Source organism: Flavobacterium sp. UBA7680, assembly GCF_002482975.1.
Classification (GTDB): domain Bacteria; phylum Bacteroidota; class Bacteroidia; order Flavobacteriales; family Flavobacteriaceae; genus Flavobacterium.
Window position 1 is genome coordinate 94,499 of the sequence record NZ_DLHA01000028.1, and the last position, 22,247, is coordinate 116,745.

Consider the following 22,247-nt stretch of genomic DNA (forward strand, 5'->3'; position numbering starts at 1 on the left):
ATTATATAAATTCGTACAAGAAAAAACATAAAAAGCTTAAATACAATTTACTATGAAATGGCAAGGCAGAAGACAAAGTGATAATGTAGAAGACCGAAGATCAATCTCTGGCGGAAAAATCGCTGTTGGAGGCGGAGTTATTGGTATCATTATTTTGCTGTTGAATGTTTTTGGCGGTGAAAACGCAAAACTTATTACACCTGTTTTAGAACAAATGCAAGGCGGACAAACGCAAACCGAAGCCGCTGCACCATTAAGCAAAGCAGATGAAGAAATGGGTGATTTCGTGAGAGTTATTTTAGCTGATAACGAAGATATTTGGGGGAAAATATTTGCCGAACACGGAATGACTTATAAAAATCCAAAATTGGTGCTTTTTAGAGGTTCTGTTCAAACTTCTTGTGGAGGCGCTTCATCAGCTTCAGGACCGTTTTATTGTCCGGCAGATCAAAAGGTTTACATGGATTTAGGTTTCTTTGAGGAACTTAAAACAAAATTTGGTGCTAAAGGCGGAGATTTTGCCATTGCTTATGTTATTGCCCATGAAATTGGACATCATATTCAGACCTTATTAGGAACTTCTGCAAAAATGCATCAGGATCAGGAAGGTAAAAGTCAGGCTGAAGCCAATAAACTTTCTGTAGCTCTGGAATTACAAGCCGATTTTTATGCGGGAGTCTGGGCACATTACAATCAGCAAAATTTAGATGAAGGTGATATAGAAGAAGCATTAAGTGCTGCAAACGCAGTTGGAGACGATGCAATTCAAAGCAAAATGCAAGGACAAATTGTTCCGGATTCCTTTACTCACGGAACATCAGAACAAAGAATGTACTGGTTTAAAAAAGGTTTTAAAACCGGAGATATTAAACAAGGAACTACCTTTGAGGAAATTTAAAAACACAATAAGCCAAATATAATAACCGCTAAAAGCATGATTTAACCGTCATGCTTTTTTTTTGTGTTATTTTAAACCATATAAGTTATGTAAGGTCATTTTAGATTGCTTTGTGGTTATTTTAATGTTTATAATTATTGTAGATCATATAAGGAAACATAGACAGCGGTTTTAACCGCTGGAACGCAACGTATATCACACCTCAATACAGCAACGAATATCACAATACGTACCCTGAACGTCCTCGCGGTTGAAACCGCGGGCTATATTTGAAATACAATAACATTTTAGATGAAATTTAGATAAGCTGCATCAAACATAGCCAGCGGTTTTAACCGCTGGAGCGTAATGTATATCACAAACGCAATATCTCACAACACATATTATATATAATACGCATTTCCTAAACGTCCTCGCGGTTGAAACCGCGGGCTATATTTGAAATATCATAAAATCTGAGACACAAGAATTATTAAGTCATTCTCTTTTTAAACTTTTTAGTTACAGCATTCAAACGTAAATCTAAAATGACCTTACATAACTTATATGGTTCAAAAACAAATAAGCACAAAAAAAGCCTTGAATTTCTTCAAGGCTTTAAATTTCTGGGTGGCTGACCGGGTTCGAACCGGCGACCCGCGGCACCACAAACCGCTACTCTAACCAACTGAGCTACAACCACCATTTTTGCTTAGCGAGTGCAAATATATAACAAAGGTTTACTTCTACAAAGAAAAAAATGAAAAATTTACATCAAATTTTCTAAGCTATTGACTGCCAAACATCTTTCAACAGTAAAACCTTCTGCAAAATCTTTTCCAACTAGTCTTCCTAAGTCTTGCGCACGATAATTCAAGCTCTCAAAGAAGTTTTTACTTGTAATTGGCGTAGCAGGTTCTTTTGAATTCGGATCGTAAAATTGTGTTTTATAAGCAGAAATCGCCTCAACCTTTTTGGCTTCAAAGCCAGTAATATCTACAACAAAATCAGGAGTAATATTTTTCCATTGAATATAATGGTACACTACTTTTGGTCTCCAGGCATCTTGTTTCTCTCCATCTATCGAAGTTTCAATTTTTAACAATCCAGATAAAAAGCAGGCATCAGAAACTAGTTTGCTTCCTTTTCCGTGATCAATATGGCGATCGTCAACTGCGTTGCACAATACTATTTCAGGTTTGTATTTTCGGATCATTTTAATAACTTCTAATTGATGTTTTTCATCATTCATAAAAAATCCATCGCGTAAGCCTAAATTCTCACGAACCAAAACGCCTAAAATCTTTGCTGCGGCTTTTGCCTCTTCATCTCTGGTTTCAGCAGTTCCGCGTGTTCCTAATTCGCCGCGCGTTAAATCTACAATACCCACTTTTTTCCCTAAGGAAACTTCTTTTAAAATTGTTCCGGCACAACCTAATTCTACATCATCCGGATGTGCGCCAAAGGCTAATATGTCTAATTTCATTTTTGTTTTTTTGTTTGTTTTGTTTCAGGTTTCACGTTTCAGGTTGCACACAGAACGTGAAACTTGAAACATGAAACCTGAAACTTTTTTAAGCTATTTTTTCAAAACTCTTTTCATCGTCATTGATTTATTGACGCTTTCCTCCCATTCTTTTTCGGGAATACTTTCTTTTGTAATGCCGCATCCCATATATAAAATCGCTGTTTTATCCTGAATCTGCATGCTGCGCAAATTTACGAATAAATCAGAACTTGTTTTAATGCCCGCAAAACTGCTGTTTAATTCACCCAGAAAACCAGTATAAAAAGTTCTGTCGTAGTTTTCATTTTCTATAATAAACGCTTTTGCTTTTTTCTTTGGCAGACCGCAGACTGCCGGCGTTGGATGAAGCGTATCAATAACTTCTTCTAGCGTTGAATTCTCGTTTAAAACTCCCGAAATGTCTGTTTTAATATGCCAGATTGATCCGGCTTTTAAACTATACGGCTCTGTGACTATAACTGAACTAGCAACTTCTAGCAAACGTTTTACAATAAAATCAGTAACATATTGCTGTTCGTCTTTTTCTTTTTGTTCCCAGCGAATTTCGGTTTCTAAATTTGCTTTTTGCGTTCCCGCCAAAGCTGTTGTTTCAAAAATATTTCCGTTGGCTTTTAGCAATTGTTCGGGCGTTGCTCCCATCCAAAGTCCAATTTTAGGATGAAAAAAACAATAACAAAAAGTCGCAGGATACAATTGAACCAAATGTTGGAAAGTCTGAACAAAATCAAATTCAGATAAATTTACTTTTTCGCTCCTTGATAAAACTACTTTTTTAAATTCTTCATTTTTAATTGCTTCAATTCCTTTTGAAACTAAATCTTCATATTGAATTTTTGCTTCCGCATCAAATTTTTGATCATCTATTTCTACAGTTTCAAATACAGTAATTTCCTTGTCAGCACTAATAATTTCCGATTCATTTTCGGGAATTAAAACGAGTTGTTTTTCATCAAAAGAAGCAAAAACAAATCCTTTTTCGCTGTAATCTGTAATTTTATATAAACTGTCATTTTGTTGCAAAAGCCCAAAAACACTTGAAGTATTAGGTTTAGAATAAATTACAAAAGGTAAATTTTGATTGTAATGTTGTTTTGTTTTTGAGAAAAAATTATTCATGATTTAATAGTTGAACTTGATAATCTAAAAGTTCTTTTTTTGTTTGAAAGAATGTTTTTGATATAACAATCTGATAATTATGAATCGATTCAGATAATATCTGCAATAGTTCTTCCATGTATTGATTTCCATTAAAATATACCCAATCTTCAGACAAATACTTATTAAAAGCAACTCTCATTTCAATTGTTATGGTTTTTCTATACGTATTATCTTCTAAGATCTTTTCAATTTGATTTTTAAATTTGTCTTCTTCATTTTTCAACAAAGTCATATTCTGCTTAATTACATCAACCGTACATGTTCTATAAATAAATTCAGAAGCATTCATCATTTTAATATAAAAATCGATCTTTTCATCATAGCTTTTATCTAGTTCAAAAAGGTCTTTGTAAAGTTTTTTGAATTCTTCCCGTTTATTTTGATTGTTTGCTAACGCTAAAAAGTGAAGATAGATTTGTTTATCATTTTGAATAATTTCATCTTTAGCTTTCTTTAAATCAACTTCCAGTTCATTTACTAACTCCTGTGCATTTTTAGCAGCAATTTTATGTCCGTCATACGAAAACGATTTTATTTTAAAATTGCCCTCTGCGATTTGCTTTAATGTATGAATATCATTTTGAAGCGAAATTGTACTGTAAACTAAATCTACTTCCGAATTGCTGAATAAATCTTTAAGTTCTTTTTTTGAAGATTCTTCTGCTGTATCTAAATCAAAAACTTCCGGATTTTTGCTGTCATAATACTTATTATAAATTTCATTAAATGAATTAGCAAAAAAATCATTCTTGAATTCATTAAAAAATTCTTCATTTTGATGAAAAACAACCACACTCGAATACGTAACCGAAGAAAACAGCTTATTTGTAAACTTACTTTGTAATTCAATTCCGTTTTGAAACAACCCAATCGCTAATGCCTTACTCTCATTTACAACATCCAGATTCAATTTTTCTAATTCCTTAATTCTGTCTTCAGTACTTGGATGCGTTCCCCATTTATTTTCGATAACCAGTTTAGATTTATTAAATCTGTTTAAAAAATCAGGAGTTAATTGCGGTAAATCATTTTCAACTTCTAAATTACTATTTGCTGCAATAAAATTCATTACAAACGACTGCTGTGAATATACATTTTCTGTAGCGATAGAATCTGGAATTTTCTTTCCATAATAATCTAATACGGTATTAAAAGAATGGTCTGCCAAATCTAATCTTAATAAAGAAGTAATCAATGGCTTAGATCCCGTTACACTGGCCGCAACAGCATCAGCATGAAATTCCATTTGTCTTGATAATGCATGATAGCTAATATTAACCACATTATAAACCTGTCTCAAAACCCATTGAATTCCGGTAACAATTTTAACGGCAAGTGCTGTAAAAAAAGCAAAATAACCATTAACGCTGCCCCAGCTTTGAGCAATAGAATTATAGGAATCATTATCATAAAGCATGTTATAGATAATTTGATTCACATTATAAACATAACTGCCTACTTTCATACTTTTTTGAGAGAAATGCCCAAATTCGTGCGCTAAAATTGCTTTAAGCTCTATCTCTGAAACAGAATTTACAAGTCCAACACCTATTTGCAGATTCTTTTTAATTGGCAGAAACATACTCCAAAAAGTAGAATCATAAAATACACAAGCATTTACATCAGAAGACAAATAAACTTTTTTAGGAAAATCGGTTTGGACTTTATTGACAATTTCATCAATAAAAGCAAATAACCTTGGTTCTTCTTCGCGGGTTATTTCAATTAAATGAGAACGGTCGACCTTATGTTTTACAAATATGAATTTAAAAAGAAAAATCAATACCAGTATTCCCATACACAATAATCCTGCTCCAATCATAATGGTTACAAACATGGGTTTAGCAGCTATAATTGCTATTCCGCCAACAGCAGCCAAAACTGTAATACCAATTCCGCAAAGAATTAAAAAGATATAAACTAGTAAAAAGAACAAAACAGAAAGAATCGCTTTTGTGGTCATCTTTTTGAAAGTAGAAGAAACCTGGGCCTGGTAATTTTGGGTCATTAAACTTTAAAGGTTAGATTATTAAGATATTTTTTAAATTTTCTTTTTGTCTAAAACAATATTTGTAAGCTTACAAAGCGAAATTAAATTCCCTGCTTCATCCGTAATTTTAATTTCCCAAAGATGAAGGCTTCTTCCTTTATGAATAATTCTGGCTGTACCAAAAACTACGCCTTCGCGAATGCTTTTTAAATGATTTGCAGAGATTTCGATTCCGCGGACTTCTTGTTCTTTTGGATTAATAAAAAAGTGCGAAGCAGCACTTCCAACACTTTCTGCCAAAGCTACAGAAGCTCCGCCATGAAGTAGTCCCATTGGTTGGTGAACACTTGGATTTACAGGCATTTTTGCAGTTAAAAAATCTTCTCCAGCGTCGATATATTCTATTTTTAGCGTTTCCATCAAAGTGTTTTTAGAAAACTCATTGCAGTACGCTATAATTTGTTCTTTTGTATAATTCATTAAAATAGACTTTAAAATCGTAAAATTAAAGAAAAGATGAGATACAAATTCGAAAATCCCATTCTAAAATTAAAATTCAACTTCAAACATGTAAGTTTTTTGCTATTTTTACAAAAACATTAATACTGATCTGTTGCTGAGAAGTTTTTTTCTTATGCCACAGATTTCACAGATTTTCACAGATTATTTTTTTTTATGCATTGCGCAGAAAATCATTTTAATCCTTTTAATCTGTGGCAAAAAAAATAAACATATTCAAATGCGTCAATACTTTGTACTCTTTATTTTCGGAATAATTCTAGCTTTTAGTTCTTGCCGAACTGATTTTGATACCGTTGCCAGTACCGGAGATTTAAAGTTTTCAAAAGACACCGTTTATTTAGATACTGTTTTTAAAAACATTGGTTCAAGCACGTATCAGCTTAAGGTTTATAATCGAAGTAAAAATGATATTTCGATTCCAGTTGTACAGCTTAAAAAAGGTTTAAATTCAAAATACCGAATGACGGTTGACGGAATGAGTGGCAACAACGGAAAGATTTTTAAAGATGTTACGCTTTTAGCAAAAGACAGTTTGTATATTTTTATAGAAACAACTGCAGATATTACAGATGCTAATCCTACTGATTTTTTATATACCGATGAAATTCAGTTTGACAGCGGTGCAAATCTTCAGGAAGTAGCTTTGGTAACTTTAATTCAGGATGCGGTATTTTTATTTCCAAAACAAAATGCCGACGGAACGAAAGAAAAAATCCAAATTGAAGGCAAAGATGTCGACGGATTTTATTTGGATGAAAATGATCCTGAAAACGGAAATGAATTGATTTTCACTAAACAAAAACCTTACGTTATTTATGGTTATGCAGGAGTTCCTGAAAATAAAACAGTAACTTTTCAAGCCGGAGCCAGAGTTCATTTTCACGCTAATTCTGGTTTATATGTTAGCGATAAAGCTACTCTTCAAATTAATGGAACTGCATCAACAACCGAGAAACTTGAAAACGAAGTTATTTTTGAAGGCGATCGTTTAGAATCTCTTTATTCTGATATTCCGGGACAATGGAAATCTGTTCTTTTTGCAAACGGAAGCACAAATCATTCGATCAATCATTTGACTTTAAAAAATGCAGTTGTTGGTTTAGATTTTAAAAATCCGTTAAATACAATTGAAATCAAAAACACACAGATTTACAATTGTGTCGAATACGGAATTTTAGCCCAAAATGCTCACATTAACGGTGAAAATATCGTAATCAATTATGCCGGAATTGCAGGTTTATCTTGTGTTTACGGCGGAAATTACAGCTTTACACATTGTACTTTTAACAACAACTGGCAAAGCAGTTCGCATTTTGCCGTTACCTTAAGTAATAGTTTAGCCGGAGCAACGCCGGAAACAAATCCGTTGACACAAGCCACTTTCAATAATTGTATCATTTATGGTTCCAGTACAAATGAGTTCAATTTACAGAAAAATACAAGCGCTGCTTTTGTTTATCAGTTAAATAACTGTCTATTGAAATTTGGAAGCACAACAAATCCTGATTATCAATTTAAAACAGATACCGAACATTACACCAATATTATTGTAAACGAAAATCCGAAGTTTTATAATGTTTCTAAAAATCAGCTGAATATTGATAAAACTTCTGCCGCTTTCGCGAAAGGGAATCCGGCGTATATAATTCCGTTAGACATTTTAGGAACTACAAGAACTTCTCCTCCAGATTTGGGTGCTTATCAAAGTAAAGATTTTCCTAAATAGACGTTTTGCCACGAAGGCACTAAGACGCGAAGGTTTTTTTACCATATAAGTGATATAAGAAATTTAAGTTCTGTGTGAATTTTGTTCGCAAAACTGCGAAATCTCAAAGTTTAAAAATGTAATGCCATTCAATGAAAAGAAGTCCTTTAGCCATTATTTTTCTTTTAAGCTGTATTTGTACGTTTGCACAGAATACACAAACAATTAAGTGTGATTCTATTTATAAAAACAAAGGAATTACAATAAAACTAAAGAATTTTGGCCCTGAAACAGATGGTTACGATGGTGAAAAAAATTCAATATTAACGATTAGTCAAAAAGTAAATAATAAATCTTCAATTCTAGTAAAAGACTCTATTTTTAGCCTTGTTCAAAAAATTGAATTCAAAGATTTTAACAATGATGGAATAAAAGATGTTTTGGTTCAAAACATTTCTGATGTCCGAAGTAATTGGACTTACAATCTATATCTCTACAATTCAAAAACAAATAATTTCAAGCGAGTAATTGGTTTTGACGAAATTAGAAACCCAAGATACAATGCTAAATATAACATTATTGAAAGCTACATTGTTTCTGGTAACGATTGGATATTTTTTTACGGAATTAAAAAAAATAAAGTCTTTGATTACGGAATTAAAGTAAAAGACGACCATGGCAAAAACTTTGATAAAGACTATAAAAAAGCAATTAAAAAAATTACTTCAAAAAAATAAAACTTCATGCCTTAGCTCCTTCATGGCAATAAAAACAGCACGTAAGAAAATATACCTCAAAATTAAACATCGCTTAACGTTTCGTATTCATAAAAGTAATAGATTTGCTACAATACTTATTTAAAATTCTAAAATTCAGAACTTTAAAAAGTATTACAACCAAACTTAAAACCCCTATTTTTATGAGAAAAAATTACTTTTTACTGTTATTGCTGTCTGTTACAATTGGCTTTGCCCAAATTCCTTCTGGTTATTACAACACCGCAACCGGAACGGGTTATACTTTAAAAACTCAATTGTACAACATTATTAAAGGTCATACTGATAATGGATATGCTGGTTTATATACCACGTACCAAACATCAGACGTTGATAATTTTTACGAAAATGACGGAACAGTATTAGACATGTATTCTGAAAATCCATCAGGAACAGATCCATACAATTACAGCACAGGAAGTACGCAGCGTTGTGGGAATTATTCTGCTGAAGGAGATTGCTACAACAGAGAACATATTATTCCACAATCGGTTTTTAATGAGCAGTCACCAATGGTTGCCGATGCACATTTTATAACTCCAACAGATGGAAAAGTAAACGGTATGCGTTCCAACTACCCGCACGGAACTGTAAGTTCTGCAACTTATACTTCTCAAAATGGAGGTAAATTAGGATCAAGTTCTGTTTCTGGATATTCAGGAACTGTTTTTGAACCTATCAATGCTTTTAAAGGAGATATTGCCAGAATGTATTTTTATTTTGCAACTCGCTACGAAAATACCGTTGCCGGATATTCTTATGCAATGTTTGACGGTTCAAGCAATAAAGTTTTTACAACCGCTTTCTTAAATCTGCTTTTGGCTTGGAATGCACAAGATCCTGTAAGCGCGAGAGAAATTGCAAGAAATAATGCAATTTATGCACGTCAAAATAATAGAAACCCATATATCGATCATCCGGAATATGTGAATCAAATTTGGGGCGGGACTCCTTCTGGAGATACTCAGGCGCCAACTACTCCAACAAGTTTGGCTTCGACTTCAAAAACAGCAACTTCAATTTCACTTTCGTGGACAGCTTCTACAGATAATGTTGCCGTAACTGGTTATGATGTTTATGCGAACAGCGCTTACAAAACCACTGTTTCGGGTACAACCGCAACTATTACAGGTTTAACCGCTTCTACAGCTTATTCTATTTATGTAAAAGCAAAAGATGCAGCCGGAAACGCTTCTGCGTCAAGCAATACCATTTCGATTACTACCAACAGCAGCGGAACAGGAACTGCAACCGATTTGCTTTTCTCTGAATACATTGAAGGTTCTGGAAATAACAAAGCTTTAGAAATTGCAAACAACACAGGAAGTTCTGTTAGTTTGTCTGCTTACACTATAAAAAAACAAACCAATGGTGCTGGTTCATGGAGTACAGGTTTAGCTTTAAGCGGAACTTTAACAACTGGAAGCAAATTTGTAATTGTAAACAGTTCTATCTCTTCAACTTGTTTTTCTCCAAGTTCAGCCAACATTTCAACAACGGCAACTGAATTGACTTTTAACGGAAATGACGCTGTAGGTTTATTTAAAAATGGAGTTTTAATTGATATCATTGGAACTTTTAATGGCGGAACTGCTAATTTTGCTGTAGATGTTACTTTAAGAAGAAAATCAACGGTAACTTCTCCAAGCTCGACATTCAATTTAAGTTCGCAATGGGATTCATATACACAAGATACTTGTAACAATTTGGCAAGCAAAATAGCGAAACCAATTGAGGAAGAAGTGGTTGAACTTTCAGATGAAATTGTTGTTTTCCCAAATCCTTCTGACGAAATTTTTAATATTGTTTTAGACAATTCAGATTCTCCTTATTCGATAGAAATCCTTTCGTTTTCAGGGCAAAAAGTTTTTGAAAAACAAAACGCAACAGATTCTGTAATCTCAGTAAGTCACCTTTCAAGCGGCATTTATATTGCTAAAATTACAAGAGATTCAAAAACTATAATTAAAAAGATAGTAATCAACTAAATATTTTTGTTCACTCAGATTTGGCGGATAAAGCAGATTAAAAATTTAATAAATATTGACACAGATTTATTGATAACTCTACCCAAAAAAATCTGCTCAATCTGCTGAATCTGCGTGAAACAAAAAAACTTTGCATATGAGAAGACGCACTGCTGTGCGCCTCTACAAATAATTGGACCTGCGGGAGATTAAATACACTCATTTTTGAGAGAAAACATTACACACAAGAAGACGCACTGCTGTGCGCCTCTACAAAACATTGACACCGATTTATTAATAACTCTACCAAAAAAAAATCTGCACAATCTGCTGAATCTGCGTGAAACAAAAAAACTTTGCGTCTTAGCGTCTTTGCGAGATTAAATACAAAATCCTTAAAATTCAATCCCTTTTCAAAGCAACTTCATTTTTTTTAAAAGAGTTTGTTATCAAATTTGTGCTTACTATTTATTTACACTAAATTTGCAGCTCAATACAACAAACTACACATCACAATGATCCATTTCTTTGAAAACCAAAGCAAAACTGTTTTTGCCGTACAAACGCAAAACGAAATTTCAGCTCAAGACATTTCAAAATTAAACTGGCTTTTTGCCGACTCGAACAAGATCGAAAAATCCGCACTGACGGGTTTTTTTGTTGGTCCCCGCGCCACTATGATCACACCTTGGAGTACAAATGCTGTAGAAATCACTCAAAATATGGGTGTTCCGGGCATTATCAGAATTGAAGAATTTCATCCGGCAACGGAAAATTTTGCTGATTTTGATCCGATGCTTTTCCAAAAATTCAATGAATTAGATCAGGAAATTTTCACTATCAACATTCAGCCAGAACCAATTCTGGAAATTGATGATATTGCGACTTACAACAAAGTTGAAGGTTTAGCTTTAAGCGAAGAAGAAGTAGACTACTTAAACAATCTTGCAACAAAACTAGGAAGAAAGTTAACTGATTCTGAAATTTTCGCTTTCTCTCAAGCCAATTCAGAACACTGTCGTCACAAGATTTTCAACGGAACTTTTGTAATTGACGGTGAAGAAAAAGAAACTTCTCTTTTCAAATTAATCAAAAAAACATCTCAGGAAAATCCTAACGATATAGTGTCTGCTTACAAAGACAACGTTGCTTTTGTAAAAGGACCAAAAGTGCAGCAATTTGCACCAAAATCGGCAGACAAACCTGATTTTTACGAAATAAAAGAATTCGATTCTGTTATCTCTTTAAAAGCAGAAACACACAATTTCCCAACAACAGTTGAGCCTTTCAACGGAGCTGCAACTGGTTCTGGAGGAGAAATTCGTGATCGTTTAGCAGGAGGTCAAGGTTCATTGCCATTAGCTGGAACTGCGGTTTATATGACTTCATATTCTCGTTTGAACAATGACAGAAAATGGGAAAACGCTCTTGAAGAAAGAAAATGGTTGTACCAAACACCAATGGATATTTTAATCAAAGCTTCAAACGGAGCTTCTGATTTCGGAAATAAATTTGGTCAGCCGTTAATTACAGGTTCAGTTTTAACTTTCGAACATTCAGAAAACGACCGTAAAATTGGTTACGATAAAGTAATCATGCAAGCGGGAGGAATTGGTTACGGAAAATTAGATCAATCCATTAAAAAGAAACCACAAGAAGGTGATAAAATCGTAATTCTTGGAGGAGAAAATTATAGAATCGGAATGGGTGGTGCTGCGGTCTCTTCTGCAGATACTGGAGCTTTCGGTTCAGGAATCGAATTAAATGCCATTCAGCGTTCAAATCCTGAAATGCAAAAACGTGCTGCTAACGCCATTCGTGGTTTGGTAGAAAGTGACAATAATCCAATTGTTTCTATTCATGATCACGGAGCTGGAGGACACTTAAACTGTCTTTCTGAATTGGTAGAAGAAACTGGAGGTTTAATCGATTTAGACAAATTACCGGTTGGAGATCCAACGCTTTCTGCAAAAGAAATTATTGGTAACGAATCTCAGGAAAGAATGGGATTGGTTATTGGTCAAAAAGATATTGATACATTACAAAGAATTGCCGACAGAGAGCGTTCGCCAATGTATCAGGTTGGAGATGTAACCGGAGATCACCGTTTTACATTCGAATCTAAATCAAATGGTTCAAAACCGATGGATTATGCTTTAGAAGATTTCTTCGGAAGTTCTCCAAAAACGGTTATGACGGATAAAACTATCGACAGAAAATATGCTGCTGTTGCTTACGACAAAGCAGATTTCGAAACCTATTTAAAAGATGTTTTACGTTTAGAGGCTGTTGCTTCAAAAGACTGGTTAACAAACAAAGTGGACCGTTGTGTTGGTGGAAAAGTAGCTAAACAACAAAACGCAGGACCATTGCAATTGCCTTTGAACAATGTTGGAGTTATGGCTCTGGATTATTTAGGAAAAGAAGGAATCGCAACTTCTATTGGGCACGCTCCTATCGCTGCTTTGATTGATCCTGTTGCAGGAAGTAGAAATGCTATTGCAGAATCATTATCAAACATTGTTTGGGCACCAATTAAAGATGGTTTAAAAGGAATTTCATTATCTGCAAACTGGATGTGGGCTTGTAAAAACGAAGGTGAAGACGCTCGTTTGTATGCTGCTGTTGAAGGTTGTTCAGAATTTGCAATCGAATTAGGAATCAACATTCCGACAGGAAAAGATTCACTTTCGATGAAGCAAAAATATCCAAATGATGAAGTAATTGCACCGGGAACGGTTATTATTTCGGCTGGAGGAAACTGTATAGATATTAGAAAAGTAGTGGAACCTGTTTTACAGAAAAACGGAGATTCTATTTATTATATCAATTTGTCTCAGGATGATTTCAAATTAGGAGGTTCCTCTTTTGCACAAATTAGAAACACAATTGGAAACGAAACGTCTACAATTAAAGACGCTTCTTTCTTCAAAAATGCCTTTAATACCATTCAGGAATTAATCGGCGAAAGCCAAATACTAGCTGGACACGATATAGGAAGCGGTGGTTTAATCACAACTTTATTAGAATTGTGTTTTGCTGATGTAAATCTTGGAGCTAAAATTGATTTCAGCGCTTTCGCGGAAAAAGATTTATTGAAAATCCTTTTCGCTGAAAACATCGGAATTGTTTTCCAGGCTAAATCTGACGCAGCTGTTGAAGCTAAATTGAAAGCAAACAATATAGAGTTCTTCAAATTAGGTACAGTTCAAAGCGTACCAAGTTTGGAATTTGGAATTTACAATTTGGATATTGCGAAGTACAGAGATATTTGGTTTGAAACTTCTTATTTATTAGATCAAAAACAATCTAAAAACGGAAGAGCTCAGGCACGTTTCGAAAACTATAAAAATCAGGTTTTACAATATACTTTCCCAGCGCACTTTACAGGAAAAAAACCAGTAATCGACGCTTCAAAACCAAGACCAAAAGCGGCTATTATTCGTGAAAAAGGAAGTAATTCTGAGCGTGAAATGGCAAATGCTATGTACTTAGCAGGTTTTGATGTAAAAGACGTTCACATGACCGATTTAATTTCTGGTCGTGAAACGCTTGAAGATATTCAGTTTATTGGTGCAGTTGGTGGATTCTCTAACTCAGATGTTTTAGGTTCTGCTAAAGGTTGGGCCGGAGCTTTCTTATATAACGAAAAAGCAAAAACAGCTTTGGATAATTTCTTTAAAAGAGAAGATACTTTATCTGTTGGAATCTGTAACGGATGTCAGTTGTTTATGGAATTGGAAGTTATTAATCCAGAGCATGAAGTTCACGGAAAAATGCTTCATAACGAAAGCCAGAAACACGAAAGTATCTTTACTTCTGTAACAGTTCAGGAAAATAACTCAGTTATGTTATCGACTTTGGCCGGAAGTACTTTAGGAGTTTGGGTTTCTCACGGAGAAGGAAAATTCAATTTACCTTATGCAGAAGACCAATACAACATTGTTTCTAAATATGCTTACGAAGGATATCCAGCAAACCCTAACGGTTCTGATTATAACACGGCAATGATGTGTGATAAAACAGGAAGACATTTGGTTATGATGCCTCATATTGAGCGTTCGACTTTCCAATGGAACTGGGCGCATTATCCAAAAGACAGAAATGACGAGGTTTCGCCTTGGCACGAAGCTTTTGTTAATGCCAGAAAATGGATTGAGAAAAACTAAGAAATATATTTTTATTAAAGCGCCCGAATTTTATCGGGCGTTTTTTTTGCCACAGATTAAAAAGATTAGCACAGATTTTTTCTGCATACAGAAATCATTTTAATCCTTTTAATCTGTGGCTATAAAAAAATAATTCTTGTAATTCGTGCGATTTTTATATAATCTTAAAATGCTTTTTTTAGTCTCTAAATAAAACAAAAATACCCCGACGCTATCCCTAAATCGAGGCATTTTTTTTAGTCTTTAAATGCTGATGCAATTCCGGTTATGATATTGGCCGCTCCGAATGCAAATAGCCCTGAGGCAATTGCATTTTGGCCTGCAAAAAATTGATTTTCTGCAATTGCATTACTAAAGAATAAGCCGCCGGCTGCTCCCGCAACCAGTCCGATTCCAATTAATACAATAGTCCACCACGGTTCCGGATCCGGGGGCGGCGGAGGGCTTCTCCAAAAGCGTTTCCACCAGCCTGGATATTTGGTACCGCACCAGCCCATTGCTAAATAGAAGGCAGTTTCCATAATTATTTTGGTTGATTAGTGCCTACTCTATATGCTTTTCGGCTTACGCAATTAATTTGGATAAAAATAGAATAAGCCTAATCTAAATTATCAAGGTAATCTACTGTTTTTAAAAGGGGAAAAACACGGTATTTTTTAGTTAAATCAAATTCTTCTGTTTTAATCAAAATTTAAGTTATATTCGCTACATAAAAATCTGCCACTGATTTTTATAAACGCCGAAAAACACTTTTAAACCTATATTGAAATGAAAGCCGCACATTTATTACTTATTACGTTATTTTTTGTTGCCTCAAAATCATACTCACAAGCTGAAGTAAACGTAATTACCCACAATTCAAAAGAGCGTTATATCACGACCACTATTGGCTTTCCTGTTCAGGGAACTTACGCTCCTATTGGTTTAAAACAGCCAGTTACCATTTTAAATCCTGATGGAACAGGTACTATTCAGGCCGAAGATTTAAGCAAGCAAAAGATCAATTGGGGAATTGAATGTAATGAAGATGGAACTCCTATTTTTAAAGAAGGTTTCAACAGTAAGTCGTACACATTTTGGTACAGACCAGTTGAAGGCAACGAATGGTTCTATTCTCAATTCTCAATTCATTTTGTTAAGAAAAAAATGTTCTTAATGGGAGAAAGAGTAAAAGAATACGAAGATTATAACGTACAATAGTCTTTTAAAACATCCTCGCAAATTAAATTTTTCTTGGTTTTTGGGAATATTCGCTGTAAAAAAGAAAACGTTTTCGTAAATTTTTAATAGTGTCTATAAATTTTCCCATAAAATTCCATAAAATAAAAAATCGTACCTTATTTTTATTTAATTTGCAGTAAAATTCAATATATTAAACATGGTTTCAATCACACGACTTTTTGATTTTCCCTATTATCAACAAGAAACTTATAACCTTCCGGTTGCCCTTGCAACTAAAAAAAATGGAGTCTGGGAAAAAACATCCAGCGCAGAATATATTGCAAAAGCTAATGCCGTTTCAAGAGCATTATTGCGTATGGGCGTTCAAAAAGACGATAAAATTGCCTTAATTACTTCAAATAACAGAACCGAATGGAATGTGATGGATATTGGTATTTTGCAGACTGGTGCGCAAAATGTCCCGATTTATCCAACTATTGCTGAGGAAGATTACGAATATATTTTAAACCATAGCGGGAGTATTTATTGCTTTGTTTCTGATGATGAAGTATATCAAAAAGTACAAGCGATTAGAGCTAACGTTCCAACTTTAAAAGAGGTTTATTCTTTTAATGAAATTCCGGGTTGCAAACACTGGTCTGATTTATTATTAGCCGGAGAAGACGAAAGCAACCAAAGTGAAGTTGAAGCCAGAAAAGACAGCATAAAAACGGATGATCTGGCTACTATTATTTATACTTCTGGAACAACGGGAAGACCAAAAGGCGTTATGCTTTCGCACAACAATATTGTTTCTAATGTTTTAGACAGTGCGCCAAGAATTCCGTTTGATCCGGGAAAAAGTTCAGCTTTGAGCTTCTTGCCAATCTGCCATATTTTTGAGAGAATGATATTATACATTTATCAATATTATGGTGTTTCGGTTTATTTTGGAGAATCGATTGATAAAATCAGTGATAACTTAAAAGAGGTTCGCCCGACCGTTATTACGGCTGTTCCGAGGCTTTTAGAGAAAGTTTACGATAAAATTTATGCAAAAGGAACTGAATTAACCGGCATCAAGAAAAAATTATTTTTCTGGGCAATTGATTTAGGTTTAAAATACGAACCATACGGAGCAAATGGCTTTTGGTATGAGTTTCAATTAAAAATTGCCCGCAAACTTATTTTCAGTAAATGGAAAGAAGGTTTGGGTGGAAATTTAGATTTAATGGTTTCTGGAAGTGCTGCTTTACAGCCGCGTTTAACAAGAGTTTTTGCTGCTGCAGAAATTCCGGTTATGGAAGGTTACGGTTTATCTGAAACTTCTCCGGTAATTGCGGTTAACGATCAAAGAAACAAAGGTTTTAAAATTGGAACTGTTGGAAAAGTAATTCGCAACGTTGAAGTTAAAATTGCACAAGACGGAGAAATTCTTTGTAAAGGTCCAAACGTAATGTTGGGTTATTTTAAAGATCCTGAAAAAACAGCCGAAGCTTTACAAGACGGATATTTCCATACGGGAGATATTGGAGAAATTGACAGCGAAGGTTTCTTAAAAATTACGGATCGTAAAAAAGAAATGTTTAAAACTTCTGGCGGTAAATATGTTGCACCTCAACTTATTGAAAATGCCATGAAACAATCTCGTTTTATTGAGCAGATTATGGTTGTTGGTGAAGGTGAAAAAATGCCGGCAGCTTTTATTCAGCCAAATTTTGAATTTGTAAAAGAATGGGCCAAAATCCATAAAATCGATGTAGGAGATTCTAATGCAGAAATTGCTTCAAATGCAGACGTTATTAAACGTATTGATGAAGAAGTGGAAGGCATCAACGAGAAATTTGGACATTGGGAAAAAATCAAACGTTTTGAGCTTACTCCAGATGTTTGGTCTATTGATGGCGGACAGCTTACTCCTACTCTAAAATTAAAACGTAAAATCATTAAAGAAATCTATAAAGATCTTTACGCTAAAATCTATAATCACAATTAATCAAAATAATTTAACCAAAGAAAAAGGCTGTCTTAATAAAGACAGCCTTTTTTAATGCAGTATGAAATTCTATTTCTTTTTAAGCTTATACTTCATTACATCTTTAATCATTGATTTATTCTTTGGATTAAAAGAAATTAATTCTGAAGCAATTTCTGGTTTTGTACTAATCTTATCGGCTACAATTTCGTAGGCAATATTTTTAGTGAGTTCTTCTAAATCCTGATGCTTTTTGAACTCCTGTTTCATAACCTGCAAAAACAACTCCGAATTTTCTGTTGTAACCTCAGCATCATAAATTGAGGTGATGGCTCCGGATAATTTCTTTGTCGATTTGATATTTGCAAAATAGTTGTTCAAACAATTGGCTGCATCTTTTTTATTTTTCCAACCTGTTAAAAGTACTTCTTGTGCTTCGTCTATATTCTTGATTTTATCCTTGTAAATAAACGATGCTTTTACGTATTGTCCATTTCCTTTATATTCCTCTATTACTCTGTTATAGTATTTATCAGCTTCTGTTTTGTCTTTTAAAATCGTGTACAAATCACCAACTTTTTCATGTTGGTTAAGTTCTCTGTACAATTCGATTGCCTGTTTATAAACATGTCCTTTTTCGTAACACTCAGCAGCTTTTGGCTTATTATTTAAATATTTTAAATGAATTGCTGCCGCTTCGCTATACAATTCTCCTTTTTCAAGAACCTCTGCTGCTTTATAACGATTTTTAAGCAGTTTCATATAAATATGTGCTGCTTTAGTATAATCTTTTCTGTCTTCAAATTCCTGAGCTAGTTTTTCATAACGGCTTTGTATGCGGGCAAACCTTTCAGAATCAATTAAAGCTGAACTTCCTGATCCTGATGATCTTTGCGGTTGTGAATAACTCACAGATGAACCTGAGGAACTACTGTCTTTTACCGCCATGACAATAATTAACACAAGTGCACCTAAGATCACAACTAAAGCCACAAAAGGGTTCATACCGGTATTACTACCGCTTAAAGAAGAACAACTTCTCATGTTAAGCAAAAACATCGATACAAACGCTAACGTCAAAATAATAATAAAAGGCCCACATCCAGAATCGCTGGATTCTTTTATGGTGTTTCCACTTCCTCTTGAAAAAGAATCACCACCCACAGAACCAGAGCCAATTCCTTCAAAAGAAAACCTTCCGTCATTACCTCCTCTTGCGGTTCCTAAAGTATCTAGCGGAATAGCCATTTTTAAAGCCAATTCTGGATTTTTATCAAAGAACTCCAAAAACTTATCCATTTCTTTTTGATTTCCATTCATCAATTTCTGCAAATCAAAAGGCAATTCTTTTATCGCATCTTCTTCTGAAAATGGATTTTCAATTGCTTCTAGAATCTTTTCAGTATCTGCTTCATAACGCATTGACGAAATAAACTGCGGAATATGAACTGTTTTTGAAGGTTGTATTATGTCAATATTTCTTAAAGCCGGAGCTTCGAGTAAATTGATCCATGAAACTTCTTCTTTTAATTCAACCAAACCAATTTCTGGATGCATGAAATGATAGTTCTCTGAAAACAGATTGTGCCACTCCTCTTTTGTTAACTGAGGAGTCACAATCGTATTTTCTGGAATAAACAATTTGTTTTCTATCAATTGACAGAAATTATTTTTTCCAACAGTATATATTTTAGTCGAACGCTGATCCAAAACCAATAAGCATCCGAATAATTCGTTTGCATTAACTCCCGGAACTGGAAAAGCTTTAACCGAATGGAGCGCTAATTCGATATTCTGGATTTCCTGGAGCCAGACTTTTGGCAATGCACTTTTTATAAAAATCCCTCCTTTCGGAAACGTATTTTTAGAATTTATTCTAAGTTTAAGTTCCATGCTGTTTTACATTTTGTATAAATGGCTCCAAATATTTTTCGAGAAACTCTTTTTCTTTTATACTTTCAAGAACTGAATCTGAAATAAAATAATCATTTCCTGAATATTCACTTTCTGTCGCCATAATGGTTCTTCCGTTTATTATGAAAGGAATATAAAATGTGGGTATTCCCTCTTTACTACTTTCAAATATTAGAATTCCGTCCTTATTAGTTACTTTACTGCCATCTTTAGACTCAAAAGACAAGGTTTGTATATAACAAACTGCTCCGTTACCTTCAATCATTTTCTTTAATGTTTCTGCCACTTGTCTTGTTACGTCATTTAAAATAACACCAAATTCTCCATCTACTATAGTTTTACTCTCAGCCAAAGATTTACCTGTCTGCAGCTTTATTGTTTTAACAAGATCCAAAACTGATGTACCTCTGTTTTTCAAAATAAGATTTACTTTTTCATCAAATCGTATCGCATTTTGTCTGGCCATTGTCGAATAATAACTTTTAGAAAACTCTAAATGCGCAAGATTAAAACCGTTAATTTCGATACTATTCTCCACAATAGATAAACCTTTTAGTCTTTTTATAGTGCTGTATTTAAATCTGCTTTGCATAAAACCATTTACGAAAGCAGTACGTGTTCCAATATAAGTTAAAAAGGCTTCTTTTATCAAATCTCTGCTTTTACGCACTAATTTTAAATCATCATCAACATGCCAATACAATATACCATCCGTTAAATAAAATTCCTTGTCAAATCCATATGGAGTAATTTTCAAGCCAGCGACTTCTTCATTAGAAACCGAATTGCTTTTTAATTCCTGTGTGTTGATATTAAACAAACTAATTTCAGGAACCAAATCACAGATATAACATAACAAGAATAGTTCTCCTTTAGCATTGGTTTTTATAGCCAGCTCTCCTTTGTCAAAAGGAAGATTTGAAGCAATCTTTTTGAATCCTTTATCGAAACTGTTGCTGACAAACAAGAATAAATTTCCATTTAAATAGATATAAAAGTCTTTATCATAATAAAAGATATTTTGATAACCTCTTTCTACCGGGTACAAAATTGGAAACTCATTTAATTCTGTATCGCTTACTCTGCGAGGCAAATTCTGCTTTTCTTTTTGCCATAATTCATCTAAAGGCATTATAATATGCTGGAGCATTTTTCGGCCTTTGTTCTGGTTTTTATACACTCTGATACCTTCCATCTCCATCTCAAAAACATACTTTATCTCTGTAAAATAATTACTTATGATGTTTTGCATTCGAGTGAGTTTCAAACTGTCTTCTGAAGAAAAAAGAAACACTTCCTGATTCTTACTGCTGATTTTATTTTGCAGAAAAAATGATTCAAGTCCGTCTGAACAATCCAGTTTACCACTAAGTTTACCCAGCGCATTAATTACGTCATGAATGTTTTCTAAAGATACTTCCTTAAAATCCTGATCAAGAATAAAAACTCTGCACGCGATATCAGTCTTCGGATGTCTTCCAATGGCAATCGCCGAAGCAAAGGACAAAATCTTAGGATTTCCCCAGTTTTTTAGCGAGCTGTCGATTAACAAAATGCGTTCAAACTTATCTGACTGCGGCGGTACTTCTCTTTGAATATAAAGGGCTTCATTGTTAGCAATTCTGGACATAAAAATGTCGTCATCATAAGCAAATTCAGAAATCACCAGTTTATCAAAATCACCTTTGTTTGTCAAATCCGAAACTCCGCCCAAAGGCTGTTCACTCGGATGATTATGGTGCAGCGGAATATTTAATCCTGACCACAATCGTTTGATAAGACTTCCTACTTCAAATGTCCTGTTATCTTCTATAAGCTGATCTACAAAACTCGCAGTATCAGAGGGATTTTTTTCTTCTAAAATTTCCTCTTTCAGCTTATCATTCAAATTTTCATGCGGAAGATTTTCCATAGCATACAAAATTGACTGAACTGTTGGAAATCTTGTTTTTAGTAAAGCCAGCGTTCTAAAATCTTTTATGAAATTGGCTTCATTAAAAGGATCTTTTACGCCTGCTCTTACTAAATGATGTCTGTGCTCTTTGTATTCATCCAGAATCTTTTTTGCTTTTTCAGATGAAATCCTGTTGTGACATCCATCAAAAATGGTCTGAAACATTTTCAGCCTGTTTTCGCCGCTTTTATATTCTTCTGGCAAAGCCGAAAGTTGTCGCAAAAAACCAATACTCGCACCTAATCGAAACGAATGTTCTACGGGAAAAGATTTGGTAATTTCTATGCTTTTTGCCCAACTATCAATCCTGTCGATAGCTTCTTGGCTATCATGATTGGTAGCCGTAATAGCTAATAAAAGAGTTCCGAATGGCGGGAAATTATTTTCCGAAAGAAATTCTAAAATTTCAAAGACAAATTTCTCATAACCGATAGTCTGTCCATTCGGAATTGTGATGGTTTCAAATACACTATCCGAAGAAAATATTTGATTATCCCATTCCCAAAAATAGTCTGTGAACGATTGAAAATATCTTTGAAATTCCATTTTTA

General features: G+C 34.1%; 14 protein-coding genes and 1 tRNA gene. 7 read left to right on the plus strand and 8 right to left on the minus strand.

The features are described 5' to 3' along the window. Positions 1 to 52: 52 nt before the first annotated feature. Positions 53 to 898, plus strand: a complete 846-nt coding sequence (gene ypfJ, locus B3C18_RS10925) for a KPN_02809 family neutral zinc metallopeptidase (protein ID WP_291146576.1) — start codon at positions 53 to 55, stop codon at positions 896 to 898. A 608-nt stretch (positions 899 to 1,506) separates the two neighbouring features. Here the strand turns inward: ypfJ and B3C18_RS10930 are convergent. From B3C18_RS10930 to B3C18_RS10950, 5 genes are all read right to left on the minus strand, one after another. Continuing rightward, positions 1,507 to 1,580, minus strand: a tRNA-His gene (locus B3C18_RS10930). Positions 1,581 to 1,646: 66 nt separating this feature from the next. Then, positions 1,647 to 2,363 carry a bacillithiol biosynthesis deacetylase BshB1 gene (gene bshB1 / locus B3C18_RS10935; RefSeq protein WP_291146578.1) on the minus strand — a complete coding sequence of 239 codons (717 nt, stop codon included), beginning with the start codon at positions 2,361 to 2,363 and terminating at the stop codon, positions 1,647 to 1,649. 93 nt (positions 2,364 to 2,456) lie between these two features. Next, entirely contained in the window at positions 2,457 to 3,521 is a 1,065-nt protein-coding gene (locus B3C18_RS10940) for a chorismate-binding protein (protein WP_291146580.1), read from the minus strand. After that, a complete protein-coding gene (locus tag B3C18_RS10945) occupies positions 3,514 to 5,571 on the minus strand; it encodes a M48 family metallopeptidase (RefSeq protein WP_291146582.1) in 2,058 nt (685 codons plus the stop codon). Before B3C18_RS10945 ends, B3C18_RS10940 begins: the two co-directional genes overlap by 8 nt. A gap of 33 nt (positions 5,572 to 5,604) precedes the next feature. Continuing rightward, positions 5,605 to 6,033 (minus strand): PaaI family thioesterase, encoded by a 429-nt coding sequence (locus B3C18_RS10950; protein WP_073485269.1) that lies wholly within the window; start codon positions 6,031 to 6,033, stop codon positions 5,605 to 5,607. Between the two features lie 259 nt (positions 6,034 to 6,292). On the opposite strand from B3C18_RS10950, the gene B3C18_RS10955 reads away from it, so the two are divergent. The 4 genes from B3C18_RS10955 to purL all read left to right on the plus strand — a co-directional run bounded on the left by B3C18_RS10955 (position 6,293) and on the right by purL (position 14,692). Beyond that, positions 6,293 to 7,801 (plus strand): hypothetical protein, encoded by a 1,509-nt coding sequence (locus tag B3C18_RS10955; RefSeq protein ID WP_291146584.1) that lies wholly within the window; start codon positions 6,293 to 6,295, stop codon positions 7,799 to 7,801. Positions 7,802 to 7,932: 131 nt separating this feature from the next. Continuing rightward, complete coding sequence (locus B3C18_RS10960) at positions 7,933 to 8,517, plus strand: XAC2610-related protein (protein WP_291146586.1); 585 nt, start codon at positions 7,933 to 7,935, stop codon at positions 8,515 to 8,517. A 182-nt stretch (positions 8,518 to 8,699) separates the two neighbouring features. Continuing rightward, the gene (locus B3C18_RS10965; protein WP_291146588.1) at positions 8,700 to 10,544 is read left to right on the plus strand and encodes an endonuclease; all 1,845 of its coding nucleotides are present in this window, start codon (positions 8,700 to 8,702) and stop codon (positions 10,542 to 10,544) included. A 494-nt stretch (positions 10,545 to 11,038) separates the two neighbouring features. Then, complete coding sequence (purL, locus tag B3C18_RS10970) at positions 11,039 to 14,692, plus strand: phosphoribosylformylglycinamidine synthase (RefSeq protein ID WP_291146590.1); 3,654 nt, start codon at positions 11,039 to 11,041, stop codon at positions 14,690 to 14,692. A gap of 236 nt (positions 14,693 to 14,928) precedes the next feature. Here purL and B3C18_RS10975 read toward each other — a convergent pair whose 3' ends face one another. Next, positions 14,929 to 15,213, minus strand: coding sequence for a hypothetical protein (locus B3C18_RS10975; RefSeq protein WP_291146592.1), 285 nt, complete (start codon positions 15,211 to 15,213; stop codon positions 14,929 to 14,931). Positions 15,214 to 15,460: 247 nt separating this feature from the next. On the opposite strand from B3C18_RS10975, the gene B3C18_RS10980 reads away from it, so the two are divergent. Beyond that, on the plus strand, positions 15,461 to 15,892 hold the full coding sequence (locus B3C18_RS10980) for a hypothetical protein (RefSeq protein ID WP_291146594.1): 432 nt from the start codon (positions 15,461 to 15,463) through the stop codon (positions 15,890 to 15,892). 178 nt (positions 15,893 to 16,070) lie between these two features. After that, positions 16,071 to 17,849 (plus strand): AMP-dependent synthetase/ligase, encoded by a 1,779-nt coding sequence (locus B3C18_RS10985; RefSeq protein ID WP_291146596.1) that lies wholly within the window; start codon positions 16,071 to 16,073, stop codon positions 17,847 to 17,849. A 69-nt stretch (positions 17,850 to 17,918) separates the two neighbouring features. Here the strand turns inward: B3C18_RS10985 and B3C18_RS10990 are convergent, their stop codons facing one another. Beyond that, complete coding sequence (locus tag B3C18_RS10990; protein WP_291146598.1) at positions 17,919 to 19,721, minus strand: hypothetical protein; 1,803 nt, start codon at positions 19,719 to 19,721, stop codon at positions 17,919 to 17,921. Then, positions 19,711 to 22,242 carry a ribosomal protein L7/L12 gene (locus B3C18_RS10995; protein WP_291146600.1) on the minus strand — a complete coding sequence of 844 codons (2,532 nt, stop codon included), beginning with the start codon at positions 22,240 to 22,242 and terminating at the stop codon, positions 19,711 to 19,713. The genes B3C18_RS10990 and B3C18_RS10995 overlap by 11 nt, the downstream gene beginning before the upstream one ends. Between the last annotated feature and the right edge of the window lie 5 nt (positions 22,243 to 22,247).